This is a genomic window from Brevundimonas sp. TSRC1-1, from assembly GCF_049898245.1.
GTDB lineage: Bacteria > Pseudomonadota > Alphaproteobacteria > Caulobacterales > Caulobacteraceae > Brevundimonas > Brevundimonas mediterranea_A.
The window spans coordinates 25,526-41,194 of record NZ_JAFCXI010000003.1; the positions used below are offsets into that span (position 1 = coordinate 25,526).

Annotated in this window: 14 protein-coding genes; 9 read left to right on the forward strand and 5 right to left on the reverse strand. The window is 67.3% G+C overall.

Features of this window, described 5'->3' with window-relative positions; genetic code table 11:
• The first annotated feature begins 117 nt into the window (after positions 1-117).
• Complete coding sequence (locus tag ACP7CK_RS10005; protein WP_426025920.1) at positions 118-1,614, forward strand: sensor histidine kinase; 1,497 nt, start codon at positions 118-120, stop codon at positions 1,612-1,614.
• Entirely contained in the window at positions 1,611-1,988 is a 378-nt protein-coding gene (locus tag ACP7CK_RS10010) for a response regulator (RefSeq protein WP_035308891.1), read from the forward strand. Before ACP7CK_RS10005 ends, ACP7CK_RS10010 begins: the two co-directional genes overlap by 4 nt.
• On the opposite strand, the gene hutI is transcribed toward ACP7CK_RS10010, so the two are convergent.
• The 3 genes from hutI to ACP7CK_RS10025 are packed head-to-tail and all read right to left on the reverse strand — an operon-like array spanning position 1,985 to position 5,339.
• Positions 1,985-3,235 carry an imidazolonepropionase gene (gene hutI, locus ACP7CK_RS10015; RefSeq protein ID WP_426025921.1) on the reverse strand — a complete coding sequence of 417 codons (1,251 nt, stop codon included), beginning with the start codon at positions 3,233-3,235 and terminating at the stop codon, positions 1,985-1,987. The genes ACP7CK_RS10010 and hutI overlap by 4 nt on opposite strands.
• Entirely contained in the window at positions 3,232-3,954 is a 723-nt protein-coding gene (gene hutC / locus ACP7CK_RS10020) for a histidine utilization repressor (protein ID WP_426025922.1), read from the reverse strand. Before hutC ends, hutI begins: the two co-directional genes overlap by 4 nt.
• Positions 3,951-5,339: a formimidoylglutamate deiminase gene (locus tag ACP7CK_RS10025; protein ID WP_426025923.1), complete on the reverse strand. Its 1,389-nt coding sequence runs from the start codon at positions 5,337-5,339 to the stop codon at positions 3,951-3,953. Before ACP7CK_RS10025 ends, hutC begins: the two co-directional genes overlap by 4 nt.
• Before the next feature lie 74 nt (positions 5,340-5,413).
• Here ACP7CK_RS10025 and hutG point away from each other — a divergent pair, with 74 nt between their 5' ends.
• The 3 genes from hutG to hutH are packed head-to-tail and all read left to right on the forward strand — an operon-like array spanning position 5,414 to position 9,431.
• The gene (hutG, locus tag ACP7CK_RS10030; RefSeq protein WP_426025924.1) at positions 5,414-6,235 is read left to right on the forward strand and encodes an N-formylglutamate deformylase; all 822 of its coding nucleotides are present in this window, start codon (positions 5,414-5,416) and stop codon (positions 6,233-6,235) included.
• Complete coding sequence (gene hutU / locus ACP7CK_RS10035; protein WP_292147721.1) at positions 6,232-7,896, forward strand: urocanate hydratase; 1,665 nt, start codon at positions 6,232-6,234, stop codon at positions 7,894-7,896. The genes hutG and hutU overlap by 4 nt, the downstream gene beginning before the upstream one ends.
• A 5-nt stretch (positions 7,897-7,901) precedes the next feature.
• Positions 7,902-9,431: a histidine ammonia-lyase gene (gene hutH, locus ACP7CK_RS10040; protein WP_426025925.1), complete on the forward strand. Its 1,530-nt coding sequence runs from the start codon at positions 7,902-7,904 to the stop codon at positions 9,429-9,431.
• An 11-nt stretch (positions 9,432-9,442) separates the two neighbouring features.
• Here hutH and fni read toward each other — a convergent pair whose 3' ends face one another.
• Both fni and ACP7CK_RS10050 read right to left on the reverse strand, forming a co-directional pair.
• Positions 9,443-10,486, reverse strand: a complete 1,044-nt coding sequence (fni, locus tag ACP7CK_RS10045) for a type 2 isopentenyl-diphosphate Delta-isomerase (RefSeq protein WP_426025926.1) — start codon at positions 10,484-10,486, stop codon at positions 9,443-9,445.
• Between the two features lie 40 nt (positions 10,487-10,526).
• Positions 10,527-12,356, reverse strand: a complete 1,830-nt coding sequence (locus ACP7CK_RS10050; RefSeq protein ID WP_426025927.1) for a PPC domain-containing protein — start codon at positions 12,354-12,356, stop codon at positions 10,527-10,529.
• 90 nt (positions 12,357-12,446) lie between these two features.
• Between ACP7CK_RS10050 and ACP7CK_RS10055 the strand changes: the two genes are divergently transcribed.
• The 4 genes from ACP7CK_RS10055 (at position 12,447) to ACP7CK_RS10070 (ending at position 15,616) form a co-directional block, all read left to right on the forward strand.
• Positions 12,447-13,370: a bifunctional methylenetetrahydrofolate dehydrogenase/methenyltetrahydrofolate cyclohydrolase gene (locus ACP7CK_RS10055; RefSeq protein ID WP_008259940.1), complete on the forward strand. Its 924-nt coding sequence runs from the start codon at positions 12,447-12,449 to the stop codon at positions 13,368-13,370.
• A 61-nt stretch (positions 13,371-13,431) separates the two neighbouring features.
• Positions 13,432-14,109 (forward strand): LemA family protein, encoded by a 678-nt coding sequence (locus tag ACP7CK_RS10060; protein ID WP_372704505.1) that lies wholly within the window; start codon positions 13,432-13,434, stop codon positions 14,107-14,109.
• Entirely contained in the window at positions 14,106-14,936 is an 831-nt protein-coding gene (locus tag ACP7CK_RS10065; protein WP_426025928.1) for a TPM domain-containing protein, read from the forward strand. Before ACP7CK_RS10060 ends, ACP7CK_RS10065 begins: the two co-directional genes overlap by 4 nt.
• Positions 14,936-15,616, forward strand: a complete 681-nt coding sequence (locus tag ACP7CK_RS10070; RefSeq protein WP_231492573.1) for a TPM domain-containing protein — start codon at positions 14,936-14,938, stop codon at positions 15,614-15,616. The genes ACP7CK_RS10065 and ACP7CK_RS10070 overlap by 1 nt, the downstream gene beginning before the upstream one ends.
• Positions 15,617-15,669 lie beyond the last annotated feature (53 nt).

The following is a 15,669-nucleotide window of genomic DNA, read 5'->3' on the forward strand; positions in this document are numbered from 1 at the left end:
TTCTCCTGACACGCCAATGACGATCAGGTGAAAGGCGAATTCTGGGTACGGTAGCGAACTCTTTGCCTCCTCGCGCGTTCGGCACCGGTTGGGCTGGGGTGTAGATTGACAGTACAAGTGAAACCGGGCGCTTCCGTAGTCGATTTGGCGGCGGCCTTCGAGGCGTCGCCAAATCCTTATCTTCTGCTTACGCCGGATCTGCGCATCGCCGAGGTCAATCAGGCCTATGTCGAGGTCACAGGCGCTCGCCGCGAGGACATCCTGGGCCGCCCCCTGTTCACGACCTTCGACGCCGGCCCCGGCGAGGATGCGCCCGAAAACGTGCGTCAGGTCCGGGCGTCCCTGGAGAAGGCGCGCGACACCCGCCAGCGCGACCACCTCGCCGTCGTGCGATACGCCATGCCGCGCAAATTGTCCGACGACCAGGAGGTGTTCGAGGAACGAATCTGGAGCGCGACCCATACGCCAGTCCTGAACGCTGAAGGCGATGTCGTGCTGCTTCTTCAGCACACCATGGACATCACCGACCTGTCGCCGGCGATCCGGACAGATGAACCGACAACCGCCCTGGACGCCCTGATCGGCGGGTCGGTCCTGCGGCGAGCCCAGTCGGTTCAGGAGGACAATCGTCGCCTGGAGAGCGAGCGCAACCGTCTGGTCGAGATGTTCATGCAGGCGCCGGGGTTCGTAGCCATCCTGACCGGCCGCAACCACTGTTTCCAGATGCACAACGACGCCTACAGCCAGTTGATCGGCCATCGCGACATCGCGGGCAAGTCCATACGCGACGCCCTGCCGGAACTGGTCGGACAGGGCTATTACGAGTTTCTGGACACCGTCTTCGAAACGGGCGAGCCCTATGAAGGGCGAGAAAGCCTGGCGAAATTACAAAGGACTCCCGGCGGCCCGCTGGAAACCCTCTATCTCAACTTCATCTATCAGCCGATCCGTGACGAGGCGGGCGCCGTCGTCGGCATCTTCGTTCAGGGCCATGACGTCACAGCCAACGTCCTGGCGACCCAGCGCCAGAAGCTGATGATCGACGAGTTGAACCATCGGGTTAAGAACACCCTCGCCACGGTCCAGTCGATCGCCATCCAGACCGCGCGTTCCCACGTCGACCCCGCCACCTTCGCCGCAACCTTCCAGTCGCGGATACTGGCCCTGTCCCACACCCACGACCTGTTGACGCGAACCCATTGGGAAGGCGCGGATCTGCGGGCGATCCTGGAACACGAAACCGAAGCCTTCGGTCCCACCCGCATCAATCTCAACGGCCCGGCGACGGCGCTGCCCCCCGCCACAGCCCTGTCCCTGGGCATGATCTTCCATGAGCTTGCGACAAACGCCGCCAAATACGGAGCCCTTTCCACGCCCGATGGGCGTGTTCTGATCGACTGGAGTTTGGCCGACCAACGCGACCGAAAGCTGAAGCTTGTCTGGCGTGAAATAGGCGGTCCGAAAGTTACGCAACCGGACAGAAGAGGCTTCGGTAGCCGATTGATTGAACGAAACATTCGCCACGATCTGGCGGGGGAGATCGATCTAGTCTACGCCAGCGATGGATTGATTGCGGAACTGACGGTTCCACTCGACAGGACACCCGCCCCATGACCCAACCTCTAAACGGTCGCCGCATACTTGTGGTGGAAGACGAATCCCTAGTCGCCATGTTGCTCGAGACCATCCTCGAGGACATGGAGTGCATTCCCGTCGGCCCCGCGTCCAATATCGACGATGGTGAAGCCATGGCGCGCGACACTGTCGATCTCGACGCCGCCCTGCTGGACGTCAATGTCGCCGGCCGTCAGGTCTTCCCGGTCGCCGAGGCGCTGAAGGCGCGCGGCGTGCCCTTCGTCTTCTCCACCGGCTACGGCGAAGGTGGATTGCCGGAAGAGTGGCGCGGCGCCACCACCATTCAGAAACCCTTCACCGAGGCCGCCGTTCGAGACGCCCTGATGAAGGTCATGGGCGTCGCCCAGGTCTAGAAATCAGGCGGACCGTCGATCCTTGCAGGATCGGCGCTTGTCCTGACGCCGTCTCTCCAGCGGCCGTGCAGCATGGGCTTGCCCAGCCAATAGGCCAGTTCTGCGGGGCGCTGGACATCCCAGGCCGCCAGGTCGGCGACCTTGCCGACCGCCAGGGTTCCGATCTGATCTTGCAGCCCCAGGGCCCATGCGGCTTCCCGCGTCGCGCCCGCCAGGGCTTCTTCCGGGGTCAGGCGAAACTGAACACAGGCCAGGTTCAGGGCGTCGGTCATGGACGCGACAGGAGAGGTGCCGGGATTGCAGTCGGTCGCAACGGCCATGCGAACGCCATGGGCGCGTAACAGACCGACCGGGGGCACCTGGGTTTCGCGCAGCATCAGGAAGGCGCCGGGCAGCAGAACCGCCGTCACCCCTGCCCGCGCCATGGCTTTGATTCCGTCTTCCGTCGCATGTTCTATGTGATCAGCAGACACGGCGCCGTAACGCGCCGCCAAGGCTGCGCCGCCCCCGTTCGACAACTGATCGGCGTGCAGCTTGAGCGGCAGGCCCAGGGTGCGGGCCTTGTCGAACAGGCGCGCCACCTCCTCGATCGAGAAGGCGATAGGCTCGCAATAGGCGTCCACGGCGTCCACAAGCCCCTCGGCCTGTGCGGCCGGCAGGATGTGATCGACGGCCAGATCGACATAGGCGGCGCGGTTCGCCCGATGCTCGGGCGGAACGGCGTGCAGACCCAGATAGGTGGTGCGCACGCGAACCCCGCCTTCCCGGCCGATGCGGCGGGCGACCCGCAACATCTTCAATTCGCTGTCCTGATCCAGTCCATAGCCCGACTTGATCTCGACCGTGGTTACGCCCGTGGCCTTGAGCCCTTGCAGCCGGTCCATGGCGGAGGCGTACAGTTCGTCCTCCGACGCCGCGCGCGTGGCCTTGACCGAAGCGACGATCCCGCCGCCGGCGCGGGCGATATCCTCATAGGTGGCCCCGCCCAGCCTCTGTTCGAATTCGCCCGAGCGGTCGCCGCCGAAGACCAGATGCGTGTGACAGTCGATCAGTCCCGGCGTGAGCCAGCGTCCGCCCAGCCGCTCCGTCTCGACCGCCTCCACGGACGGCAAATCCGCGCGCGGTCCGATCCAGGCGATACAGCCGTTGGTGATGACCACGGCGGCGTCGCGGATGGCCCCATAGGCGGTTCCGCCTGGGACCATGGTGGCGGCGTGACAGTCGATCAGCAGGCGGTCGGCCTTCATCGGCTCAGGTCCTTGGTGTGGGCGGAAGAGAAAAGCGCGACCAGATCATAGCGATCCCCGGGGAACAGCTGACGAACCCGCGTCACGCCCTGGCCGTCGCGCCAGGTCCGCCTTTCGACAGACAGACAGGCCGCGCCGGGCTTGATCTGCAGCAGACGCGCGGTCACGGCGTCGGCCTCCATGGCGCCGATCCGGTTCTCCGCCTCGGTCCAGGGTTCATAGTCCAGAAGCCAGGTTCCAGGCGGAGTGGATTGAAAATCCACCCTTATCGCTTGGGGAGCCACGGCCAGAGCGATCAGTCGATGCTCCAGGGCCAGAGGGATCGCGTCGGCGCTATGCAGACAGGTCAAGGCCAGGAGCGGACCGCCGGCGGCGAGTTCGATTTCAGCGCCGCCGTCCGGATCGCGTTCCATCTGGTCCAGCAGCCTGTAGCCATAGGCCTGGCCCCGCTCCATCACCTCGGCCCGCAGATCGGGGATGGCCAGGAAGGCGGCATGGGCCTTGGGCTGGGCGACGAAGCTGCCGGCGCGCCGCCGACGTCTGACCAGCCCCCTGCCCGCCAGTTCCGACAGGGCCTTGGAGACGGTGGCGCGCGAACAGCCGTATTGGGCGGTCAATTCGTGTTCGAAGGGAATGCGTGCGCCCGGCGACAGCTCGCCCGAGAGGATGCGGCCTTCGAGGTCCGCGTAGATTCGGCGGTGCAGCGGCTCCGGCGTCATCGCAGCACCGTGTTCAGGGCCTTGCGGTACCGTGCCTCGATGGCGTCGCGCGCCACATGCCGCCCGTTCCGCACCACCTGCCGCCCCGCCCGCCAGACCGAGGCGACGGCGCCCGCCGGCGCGCCGAAGATCCAGCTGTCCAGCAGGGCGTCGCCCGAACGGCCATGGAAGCCCGCGCCGCGCGTATCCAGGCAAACCAGATCGGCCGATCCGCCGATGACCAGGTCGTTCGCCGCGCCCCCGGCCTGGCGCCCGCCCGCCAGCACGCCTTCGAACAGGGCGCGTCCTGTCGAGCGATCCGCATCCGCCATGACCGAACGGCGCCTCAAGGCCAGCCGCTGGCTGTATTCCAGCATCCGCAGTTCCTCGGCCACGCCGATCTGCACATTGGAGTCGGTCCCCACGCCGAACCGCCCGCCCGCCCGCGTATAGGCGGCGGCCGGAAAGACGCCGTCGCCCAGATTGGCCTCTGTGATCGGGCACAGGCCGATGACGGCGCCCCGTTCGATCACGCCCCGCCACTCCGCCTCGGTCACATGGGTCGAGTGGATTAGGCACCAGCGCGGATCGACCGGGGCGTTGGCGAGCAGCCATTCCACCGGCCGGGCGCCGGACCAGGCCAGGCAGTCTTCGACCTCCTTAGTCTGTTCGGCCACATGGATATGGATGGGCCCATCGCCTGCCAGACCGGGCATGGCGGCCAGCTCAGCCGGGCTGACAGCCCGCAGGCTGTGCGGTGCGACCCCCACCACAGCGTCCGCCATATCGGCGGTCAGGCGGCGGCAACGGTCGGTCAACTCCGCGAATCCGTCCAGATCGGTGATGAACCGTCTCTGCCCCCGGGTCGGCGCCAGGCCGCCAAATCCGGCGTGGGCGTAGAAGACCGGCAGCAAGGTCAGGGCGATTCCAGTCGTCTGGGCCGCCGCGACAATCCGCGCCGCGATCTCTCCCCGGTCCGCATAGGCCGCGCCGGACGGGGCGTTGTGAAGATAGTGGAACTCGGCCACGCGGGTGAAGCCGCCCTCCAGCATTTCGGCGAAGGCCAGGGCGGTGATGGCCTCGATCTCTTCCGGCCCGCCCCGATCAAGGAAGCGGTACATCAGGTCACGCCAGGACCAGAAATCATCATCGCCGTGTTGGCCCTGGGGCCCACGCGCCTCGGTCAGCCCGGCCATGGCGCGCTGGAAGGCATGGCTGTGGACATTGACGACGCCCGGCAAGGCCACGCCGTCTCCTTCGTCCTCGGGGCCGCGGGATACGCCAGTCTTGAGGCTTGAAATCCGACCCCTCGCAATGCCGATCCGCACATCCCGCGCCCAGCCGTCCGGCAAGAGGGCGGCCTCGAACCAGAGGGTGCGATCCACAGGCTGCGACTCAAGGCTCACTGGACAGGTCCGTCTTGTTGCGATCAATATGTCTAGACATACCACGACGGATCGATTTGGCGAGGGAGGCCGAGATGACGCGTGACTGGCTGACCGTCCATGAAGGCTCGGGGCCGCTGGTGATCGGCTTGCCGCACACGGGGACCGAAATCCCGGACGCCCTGATGGCGCGGTTTCGATCCCCCTGGCTGGCGCGCAAGGACGCCGACTGGTGGGTGGATCGGCTCTATGATTTCGCCGTCGATCTGGACGCAACCCTGGTTCGCACCGCAGTTTCTCGCAGCGTCATCGACGTGAACCGCGATCCATCCGGCGTGTCCCTGTATCCCGGCATGACCACCACGGGCCTCTGCCCGGTCGATACCTTCGACGGCGAGCCCCTGTATCGGGCCGGCGAAGCGCCCGATGCGGCCGAGATCGCAGAGCGTCGCGCGACCTGGTTTGATCCCTATCATGCCCAGCTGAAGGCCCAGATCGACCGGCTGCGCGCCCGTGGCCCCGTCGTCCTCTATGACGCCCATTCGATCCGTTCTGTCGTCCCGCGGCTGTTCGCCGGCGAGTTGCCCCAGTTCAACATCGGCGACAACGACGGGACCACCTGCGCCCCCGAACTGACCCAGGCCGTCGAGGCCGCCTGCGCGATCAGCGGCTCCAGCCTGATCGTCAACGGCCGGTTCAAGGGCGGCTGGACCACGCGTCACTACGGCCGGCCCCACGCCGGCGTTCACGCTATCCAGATGGAACTGGCGGACCGGGGCTACATGGGCGACCCGGCGAGCCCTTTGTCGCCCGACAACTGGCCCAGTCCCTATGAGCCGGAGCGGGCCGAGGCGATGCGTCGAAACCTGCACCGCGTCCTGACCGCCTGTATCGCCTTCGCCGAGAGCCAGACATGAACCAGCCCAACGCTCGCGTCATCCGAAGCCCGCGCGGATCGGAAAGGACGGCCAAGACCTGGGCGGCCGAGGCGGCCATGCGAATGTTGATGAACAATCTTGATCCCGAAGTGGCTGAACGCCCTCAGGATCTTGTCGTCTATGGCGGCGTCGGCAAGGCGGCGCGCGATTGGGCCGCCTTCGACAGGATCGTGGAGACCCTGAAGACGCTGGAGGCCGACGAGACCCTGCTGGTCCAGTCTGGCAAGCCGGTCGGGGTGTTCCGCACCCATGCCGACGCCCCCCGGGTCCTGATCGCCAACTCCAACCTCGTGCCCAAATGGGCGACCTGGGAGCATTTCTCGGAACTCGATCGCAAGGGCTTGATGATGTACGGCCAGATGACGGCCGGATCCTGGATCTACATCGGCACCCAGGGCATCGTCCAAGGCACGTATGAGACCTTCATGGAGGCGGGCCGCCAGCATTACGGCGGCGACTGGTCCGGAAAATGGATCCTGACCGCAGGCCTGGGCGGTATGGGCGGGGCCCAGACCTTGGCCGCGACCATGGCGGGGGCCTCCTGCCTGGCGGTGGAATGCCAGCAAAGCCGGATCGAGATGCGGCTGAAGACACGCTATCTTGATGTGGCGGCCCAGAGCCTGGACGAAGCCCTGGCCCTGATCGAAGACGCAAATCGGACTGGAAAACCCATATCGGTCGGCCTGTTGGGAAACGCCGCTGATATCTTGCCTGAAATGGTCAAACGCGGCGTACGGCCGGATCTGGTGACAGACCAGACCAGCGCCCATGACCTGGTGAACGGCTATCTGCCGGCCGGCTGGACCGTCGCCGAGTGGGAAGACAAGCGGGTCAGCGAACCCGCCTCGGTCGCGGCGGCCGCCCGCCCCTCCATCGTGGCCCACGTCCGCGCCATGCTCGACTTTCAGTCGGCGGGGGTTCCTGTCGTCGATTATGGCAACAATATCCGTCAGGTCGCCTTTGACGAAGGGGTGACGAACGCCTTCGACTTTCCCGGCTTCGTTCCCGCCTATATCCGCCCCCTGTTCTGCCGCGGGATCGGACCGTTCCGATGGGCGGCCCTGACCGGTGATCCGGACGATATTCGCAAGACCGATGCGGCGATGAAGCGGCTGTTCCCGGACAACATAGGTCTGCATCGCTGGCTCGACATGGCCGGCGAACGTATAGCCTTCCAAGGACTTCCGGCGAGAATCTGCTGGATTGGATTGGGAGAGCGCCACCGGGCGGGCCTGATGTTCAACGACATGGTGGCGTCCGGTGAATTGTCGGGACCGATCGTGATCGGCCGGGACCATCTCGACTCCGGCTCGGTCGCCAGCCCGAACCGTGAGACCGAGGCCATGATGGACGGATCGGACGCTGTGTCGGACTGGCCCCTTCTCAACGCGCTTCTGAACACAGCCTCGGGCGCCAGCTGGGTGTCGCTGCACCACGGCGGCGGGGTCGGCATGGGCTATTCCCAGCATTCGGGCGTCGTGATCGTCGCCGACGGCACGCCGGAAGCGGCGCAGCGGCTGGAGCGCGTGCTTTGGAACGATCCGGCGACGGGCGTCATGCGCCATGCCGACGCCGGTTACGACATCGCCCGCGCCGCGGCCCGCGAACACGGCCTGAACCTCCCCAGCCTGAAGGCCTGACCTCCATGACGACCCTGACCCTCGGCCGTTCGCCCCTGACCCTGGCCCAGTTGCGCGGCGTCCTGGACGGCCCCGTGACGGTCGCTGTGGCGCCCGAGGCCTGGGCCGATGTGGACAGGGGCGCCGCGACCATCGCCGCCATCGTGGCCGAGGGGCGCACCGTCTATGGGGTCAACACCGGCTTCGGCCTGCTGGCCAACACCTCCATCGCGCCCGCCGACCTGGAGACCTTGCAGCGGAACCTGGTGCTCAGCCATGCGTGCGGGGTCGGTCCCTTGCTGCCGGACAGCGTGACGCGACTGCTGATGGTGCTGAAGATCGCCTCCCTGTCACGCGGCGCCTCGGGCGTTCGGCGCGAAACCCTCCAGGCCCTGATCGCGCTCGTCAACGCCGACATCCTGCCCTGTATCCCGTCCAAGGGCTCGGTCGGGGCCTCGGGCGATCTGGCTCCTCTGGCCCATATGAGCTGCGTCCTGATCGGGGTCGGCGAGGCCTGGTGCAAAGGCCAGACCTTGGAGGCCGAGGCCGCACTTGAGCGGGCCGGGCTCAAGCCTCTGGTCCTGGGCCCCAAGGAGGGACTGGCGCTGCTGAACGGGACACAGTGTTCGACCGCCCTGGCCCTGGCGGGTCTGTTCGCAGCCGAGGCGGTCTTCGCCGCCGGCGTGGCGGCGGGGGCCCTGTCGGTCGACGCCCTGAAGGGATCGGACGCGCCGTTCGACGCCCGCATTCACGCCCTTCGGGGTCAACCCGGTCAGATCGCCGTGGCCGCACGGCTCAGGACCCTGATGGCGGGTTCGGCCATCCGTGACAGCCACCGCGACGACTGCGCCAAGGTGCAGGATCCCTATTCGCTGCGCTGCCAGCCTCAGGTCATGGGGGCGGTGCTGGACGTCCTGGCCACGGCGGCCGCGACGCTGGAGCGCGAAGCCAACGCCGTGACGGACAATCCTCTGGTCTTCATTGAGGATGGGGATGTCATATCCGGTGGAAACTTCCACGCTGAACCTGTTGCTTTTGCTGCCGATCAGATCGCCATGGCCCTGTGCGAGATCGGCAATATCTCCGAACGCCGGACCGCCATCCTGGTCGATCCGAAGATGAGCGAACTGCCGGCCTTTCTGGTCAAGGAAAGCGGCCTGAACTCGGGCTTCATGATCGCCCAGGTCACGGCGGCGGCCTTGGTCGCCGAAAACCGGATGGTGGCCCATCCGTGCAGCGTGGACACGGTTCCCACCAGCGCCAATCAGGAAGATCATGTCTCCATGGCGACCCACGGCGCCAGGCGGCTGCTGGACATGGCCGAGAATACGGCGACCGTGGTCGGAATCGAGTTGCTGGCGGCGGCCCAGGGGCTGGAATTCCATCGTCCCCTGACCAGTTCGCCCCTGCTGGAACAGGTCGTCACCGTCGTGCGTGAAGCGGCCGCGCCCTACGCCAGCGACCATTATTTCGCGCCGGATATCGCCAGGGCGACCGACGGCGTGCGTGCGGGACGGTATCGCCTCTTCGCGCACGACCTGCTGCCGTCCGCATAGGTCGCTGACCTCTATTCGTCCAGCGGCTGAAGCGGTGCCCGGCGCAGGGCTGAAAGATTAGCGGAATTCGTGCAGAAGCAGACAGTTCTCAACTGGCGCATGACCAGTTGGAAGTGGGCGACCACCGCCTCCGTCGACACCATCGCCGCCGACAGGACGCCGGCGGCCTGACCCGCGATGTCGGCCCCAAGGCGGATCGCGCGCGCGACGTCCAGACCGTCGCGCACGCCGCCCGAACCGATCACGACCGCGTCTGGACAGGCCCGGCGCACATCAACGATGGCCCGCGCCGTCGGCATGCCCCAGTCGCCAAAGGCGGCGGCGTGGGCCCTGTCGGCGGGATCCGTCGCCCGCTCGCCCTCGATGAGCGCCCAGTTCGAACCGCCCGCGCCGGCGATATCCACGGCCGCGGCGCCCATGTCGATCAGGCGGCGCGCGGTTCGGCCCGACAGGCCGGCCCCGGTCTCCTTGACCACCACTGGAACCTCGATCCTGCGGATCAGAGCCTCCAGTGCGGCGCCGACGCCCCACCAGTCGCGATCGCCTTCGGGCTGACAGGCTTCCTGAAGCGGGTTCAGGTGGACGATCAGGGCGTTCGCCCCGATCATCTCGATCACCCGCCGCGCCTCGTCCAGACCGAACCCCCGCGTCAGTTGCGCCGCGCCGATATTGGCCAGGATGGGGGTGTCGGGCGCCCGGTGGCGCAGCCCCATGTCCAGACCGCCGCTGGCCCCCTCTTCCAGAGCCGTGCGTTGGGACCCGACCGCCAGGGCGATTCCCAGGTGCTGGGCCGCCTCGGCCAGACGGGCGTTCACGGCCTCGGCCCGCGCCGGACCGCCGGTCATGGCGCTGATCAGCAGGGGCGCCTTCAATCGGCGCCCCAGGAAGTCGGCGCCCAGGTCGATCTTGTCGTGATCCAGATCCGGCAGGGCCTCATGCACGAACCGGATCGCGTCGAACCCGGCGTCGCGGGCGTGCCGACCACGCCCGGACAGCACCACGTCGAGGTGCTGATCCTTGCGGCCAAGGGCGCCGGGCGAAATGGCGTCGGTCATGGGGTTCGCCTAGGACCGGATCGTGGCCCGGATGGGGCGGTCAGGGCTGGCGTTCGACGGTCAGGGCATAGGCGCCCGTCTCATTCGGGCCCAACGACCGGGCTCGGACGACGAACCAGCCGTCTTCCGGCGCGGTCCAGTCCAGCTTGGCGTGGGTGTCCGAAAGACCGTCGTCGTCCGTGGCCAGGCTGGTGAAGTCCTCGCCATCCTCGCCCAGGTCGATGAAGGCGTCGAAGGCGTTGGAGACCAGGGTGATCCGCAGTTTCTCGTCCTTCTTCGCCTGGAACCGATAGGCGTCGTAATAGGCGCCCCCGTCGATCAGGGCGTCGGAAAGGCTCAGTGTGCCGCGCGCCGTCGCGCCCACCAGAATACTGCCCGGCTTGGGCTCCGGGCCGCGATCGATCAACGCCAGCGAATAGAGCCCCTTCCCCTCGTTCGACAGCGGAGAGGCCCGCAGGATGTAGTCGCCGGACGACGGCAGGGTGAAGTTCAGACGCGAATCCGTGCCCTCGGCCAGGCCGTCGTCATCGCTCGACAGGGCGGAAAACTCGCCGTCGGCGGCGCTGATCTCGAGATAGGCGTCGAAATCGCCGGATCGCAGAACGGCCTGGACGCGCTGGCCTTCCTGGCCGGTGAAGACATAGGCGTCATAGTGTTTGCCCTCGTCGTTCTGGGGTTTCTCGGGCGTGATCTCGCCCTCCACGGTCTGGCCAAAGGTGATCGCAGACGGCGCAGGGGGCGGGGCGACTTCGCTGATCTTGAGGGTGAAACGGCCTTCGCCGTCGTCGCCCAGGGCGCGCGCCTCGATCACATAGTCGCCGGCTGTCTCCAGCGTCTGGACGATGCGTGAGTCCGTGCCCGATCCGGCGCCGTCGTCGTCCTGATCCAGGACTGAATTGTCCGACGCCTGGCGCAGCGTCAGATAGGTGTCGAAATCCTTCGACGACATCTCGATGGCGACGCGCTGGCCCGCCTCAGCCGCGAACCGATAGAATTCGGCGCGCTGGCCGTCGTCGTTCAGTCCCGTCTCATCGTTCAGATTCCCGTCAATGCTGTCGCCGACGGCGATGGGCTTGGCCGGCGGCGCAGGCGGCGCTTCCGACAGGCCCAGGGTGTAGGCGCCCTCCCCATCCCTGATGGCGGTGACGCGAATCAGATATTCCCCAGCCGTCGGGGCGGTAAAGACGAGGCGCGAGTTCAGTCCGTCGTCGGGTCCATCGTCGTTCTGAGCCAGTTCGACGAAGTCGGCCCCGTTCATCCGGCCCACGCGAACCAGTGGATCGAAGGCCTCGGACTCCAGGGTGACGATCACCCTCTGACCTGCAGAGGCGCGGAAGGTGTAGGCGTCGTAGCGGCCGCCGTCTTCCTGTTCCGGATCACGGTCCGTCAGCGTCCCGGCTCGCTCATCACCGACGCGAAGGCCGACCGGACGCGGTGCGCGCGGGGGCGCGGGGCGTTCGCGCAGGGACAGGCTGTAGTCCCCGCCTTCCAGCCCGGCCAGGGTGCGGGCGCGCAGGACGTAGGTCCCGCTGGTTTCCGGCGTGAAGCGCAGCCGGGCGTCCGTGCCTTCGCCCAGGCCGTCGTCATCATCGGCCAGCGGTTCGTCGCCGCCTTCGGCATAGATGGCCAGATAGGCGTCGAAAGCGTCGGACCTCAGCACCGCCTCCAGCCTCTGCCCCGCACGCGCCTCGAATCGGTAGGCGTCATAACGATAGGCGTCCTCGCCGGTCGTGGCCGCGTCCGTCTCGGTCAATGCGCCATCCACCGCAGCCCCGATGCGCAGGCCCTGTACGTCCTGAGCCAAGGCGGGCGAGGCGGCCCAGGCGAGGGCAAGGGCGCTGGCGGCGGCGACGAGGGACGAACGCTTCATCAAGAACACTCCGGAGTTTGTCGCGGATCATAGACGCCGAACCATGACGGCTGTAAATCGCCGCATCCTCATCCCCCCGGAGTCTTCCCCATGTCAGCCGAGCCCGCACGCGCGACCCTGATCGACGGCAAGGCCTTTTCGGTCGACCTGGTGGACCGCGTCGCCGCCGCCGCCGCGCGTCTGGAAGCCAGCCAGGGCGTCAAGCCGGGCCTGGCCGTCGTCATCGTCGGCGAGGATCCCGCCAGCCAGATCTATGTTCGCAACAAGGGCGAAACGACCCTGCGCGCGGGCATGCGGTCCGACACGCACCGTCTGGACGAGACCACGACCCAGGACGAGCTTCTGGCCCTGATCGCCCGTCTGAACGCCGACGCCGGCATCCACGGCGTCCTGGTTCAGCTGCCCCTGCCGAAACACATCGATTCATCGGTCGTGCTGGACGCCATCGATCCCGACAAGGATGTGGACGGCTTCCACGTGGTCAACGCCGGACGCCTGGCGGTCGGCCTGCCGGGCCTGGTCCCCTGCACCCCCCTGGGCAGTCTGATGCTACTGAAGGACCAGCTGGGCGATCTGACGGGCCTGAACGCAGTCATCGTCGGCCGGTCCAACATCGTCGGCAAGCCGATGGCGCAACTGCTGCTGGGCGAAAGCTGCACTGTCACCATCGCCCATTCCAGGACCCGCGACCTGCCTGCCCTCTGCCGCACCGCCGACATCCTGGTCGCCGCCGTCGGCCGGCCGGAGATGATCAAGGGCGACTGGATCAAGCCGGGCGCGACCGTGATCGACGTCGGCATCAACCGCGTTCCCTCGGCCGACCCGGTCAAGGCGGCGGAGGGAAAGACCCGCGTCGTCGGCGACGTCGCTTTCAAGGAAGCCGTCGAGATCGCCGGGCGCATCACCCCCGTCCCCGGCGGCGTCGGCCCCATGACCATCGCCTGCCTGCTGGCCAACACCTATTCGGCGGCCTGTCGCTCGATCGGCGTCGAACCGGAGCCATTGGACGCTTGAAGCGTTGCGGTCCTGAGGCGATAGTCGCCGCACCGGCGCAATCGCCGACAGGGGAAAATCCATGGCTCGCTTCAACGCTCGCGCTCTGGCTCTGACGACCGTTCTCGTCGCGGCGCCCGCCGTCACCGGCTGCGGCTACAACACTATTCCGACCAAGCAGGAACGGGCCGAGGCGGCCTGGGCCGATGTCCAGGCCCAGTACCAGCGTCGCGCCGACCTGGTGCCCAATCTGGTCGCCACCGTCCAGGGCGCGGCGATCCAGGAACGCACCACCCTGACGGACGTGATCAACGCCCGCGCCCGCGCCACCTCGGTCAATGTCTCGGCCGCCGACCTCAGCAATCCGCAGGCCTTCCAGCAGTATCAGCAGGCTCAGGGCCAGCTGTCCGGCGCCCTGTCGCGCCTGCTGGTCTCGGTCGAGGCCTATCCCCAGCTTCAGGCCAATCAGAATTTCCTGACCCTGCAGTCCCAGCTGGAAGGCACCGAAAACCGGATCACCATCGCGCGCCGCGACTACAATGAGGCCGTGCGCGACTACAACACCACCCTGCGCACCTTCCCGAACGTGATCTGGGCCAAGACGGTGCATAGCGGATCGCAACCGATGCAGTTGTTCACCGCCACGGCGGAGGCCCAGTCGGCGCCCCAGGTGAACTTCAACCTGAACGGCGCTCCGGCCGTCACGCCCGGCGGCGGCGCCGCGCCGGTCGCGCCGGGCTCGACCCCGCCCGCCCCGTGAGCCTTCACCCCGTTCGGACAGGACGTCCAGCGGGCGTCGTCGCCAGTCTGTTCGGTCTGATGGCCGTCCTGCTGTTCGCCGTGCCGGCGACGGCGCAGACGAAGCTCGACTTTCCGCCCCTGTCCGGACGCGTGGTCGATCAGGCTGATCTGCTGGATACGGCGACCGAACAGGCGCTGACCGACAAGCTGGCCGCGTTGGAAGCTCGATCCAGCGACCAGTTGGTGGTGGTCACGGTCCGCAGCCTGCAGGATCAGGAGATCGAGGACTATGGCTATCAGCTGGGCCGGGCCTGGGGCATCGGACAGAAGGAGGGCGACAACGGCGCCCTGCTGATCGTCGCCCCGACCGAACGCAAGGTGCGGATCGAAGTCGGGTACGGGCTGGAGCCGATCCTGACCGACGCCTTCTCGTCCATGGTCATCCGCGACGACATCCTGCCGGCCTTCCGCGACGGCGACTATCAGACAGGCGTCGTCAGGGGCGTGGACGCCTTGATCACCCAGCTGGAGCTGGATCCGGCCGAGGCCCAGGCGCGGGCGGCGGCCGCGGCGACCGAACCAGAGGGCGCGGGCGGCGCGGTGATCCTGCCTGTTGTCATCATCGGCTTGATCTTCATCATCTTTTTGGTCGGCGCGATCGGTTCGGGCGGACGCGGGCGTCGTCATCGTCGCGACGGCGTCACTCCCATACTGATCTGGGCGGCGTCGGAGGCTTTGAGAAACGCCGGTCGAGGGGGCGGCGGGGGCGGCTTCGGCGGCGGCGGCGGAGGATTTGGCGGCGGCGGCGGAAGCTTCGGCGGCGGCGGCGCTTCGGGAGGATGGTGATGCGGTTTACCGAAGACGACCGCGCGCGGGTCGCCGACGCCATCGCCTCGGCCGAGCGCGGCACCTCGGGCGAGATATTCTGCGTCGTCTCGCGCGGGGTCTCGTCTTACGCGGATGTCAGCCTGGCCTGGGCGGCCGCCGCGGCCCTGCTGGCGCCGACCGCGCTCATACCGTTGGGCTTCACCCTGTCCTGGCCGGTCGGAGATGATTGGGAAGCCGCCCACGTCACGGCCCAGGCCGTCGGCGTCGGTCAAGCCCTGGCCTTCTACGCCCTGGTCCAGGCGGTGATCTTCGTCGCGGTCTTCCTGCTGACCCGCATCCCGCCGGTGCTCCGTTGGATCACGCCGCGCAGTCTGCGTCAGGCCCGTGTGCGCAAGGCGGCCCTGCAGCAGTTCCTGGCGCATGGCGTCCACGTCACGCGCGAGCGAACCGGGGTGCTGATCTTCGCCGCCCTCAAAGAACATCAGGTCGAACTGATCGCCGACGAACTGATCCACCAGAAGGTCGATGAAGGGGTGTGGGCCGACGCTGTCGCCGCCCTGACCCGTCAACTGAAGGCCGGCCGACCGGTCGCCGGGTTCGAGGCGGCCATCGACCAGTGCGGCCGGGTCCTGGCGGCCCATTTCCCGCCCCGCGCCGACAATCCCAATGAACTGCCGGATCATCTGGTCCTGCTTTGATCGTCGCACAGGGGTCGCAATCGGCGGCCAAAAGGCCTAGCCGTCCGCTGGAT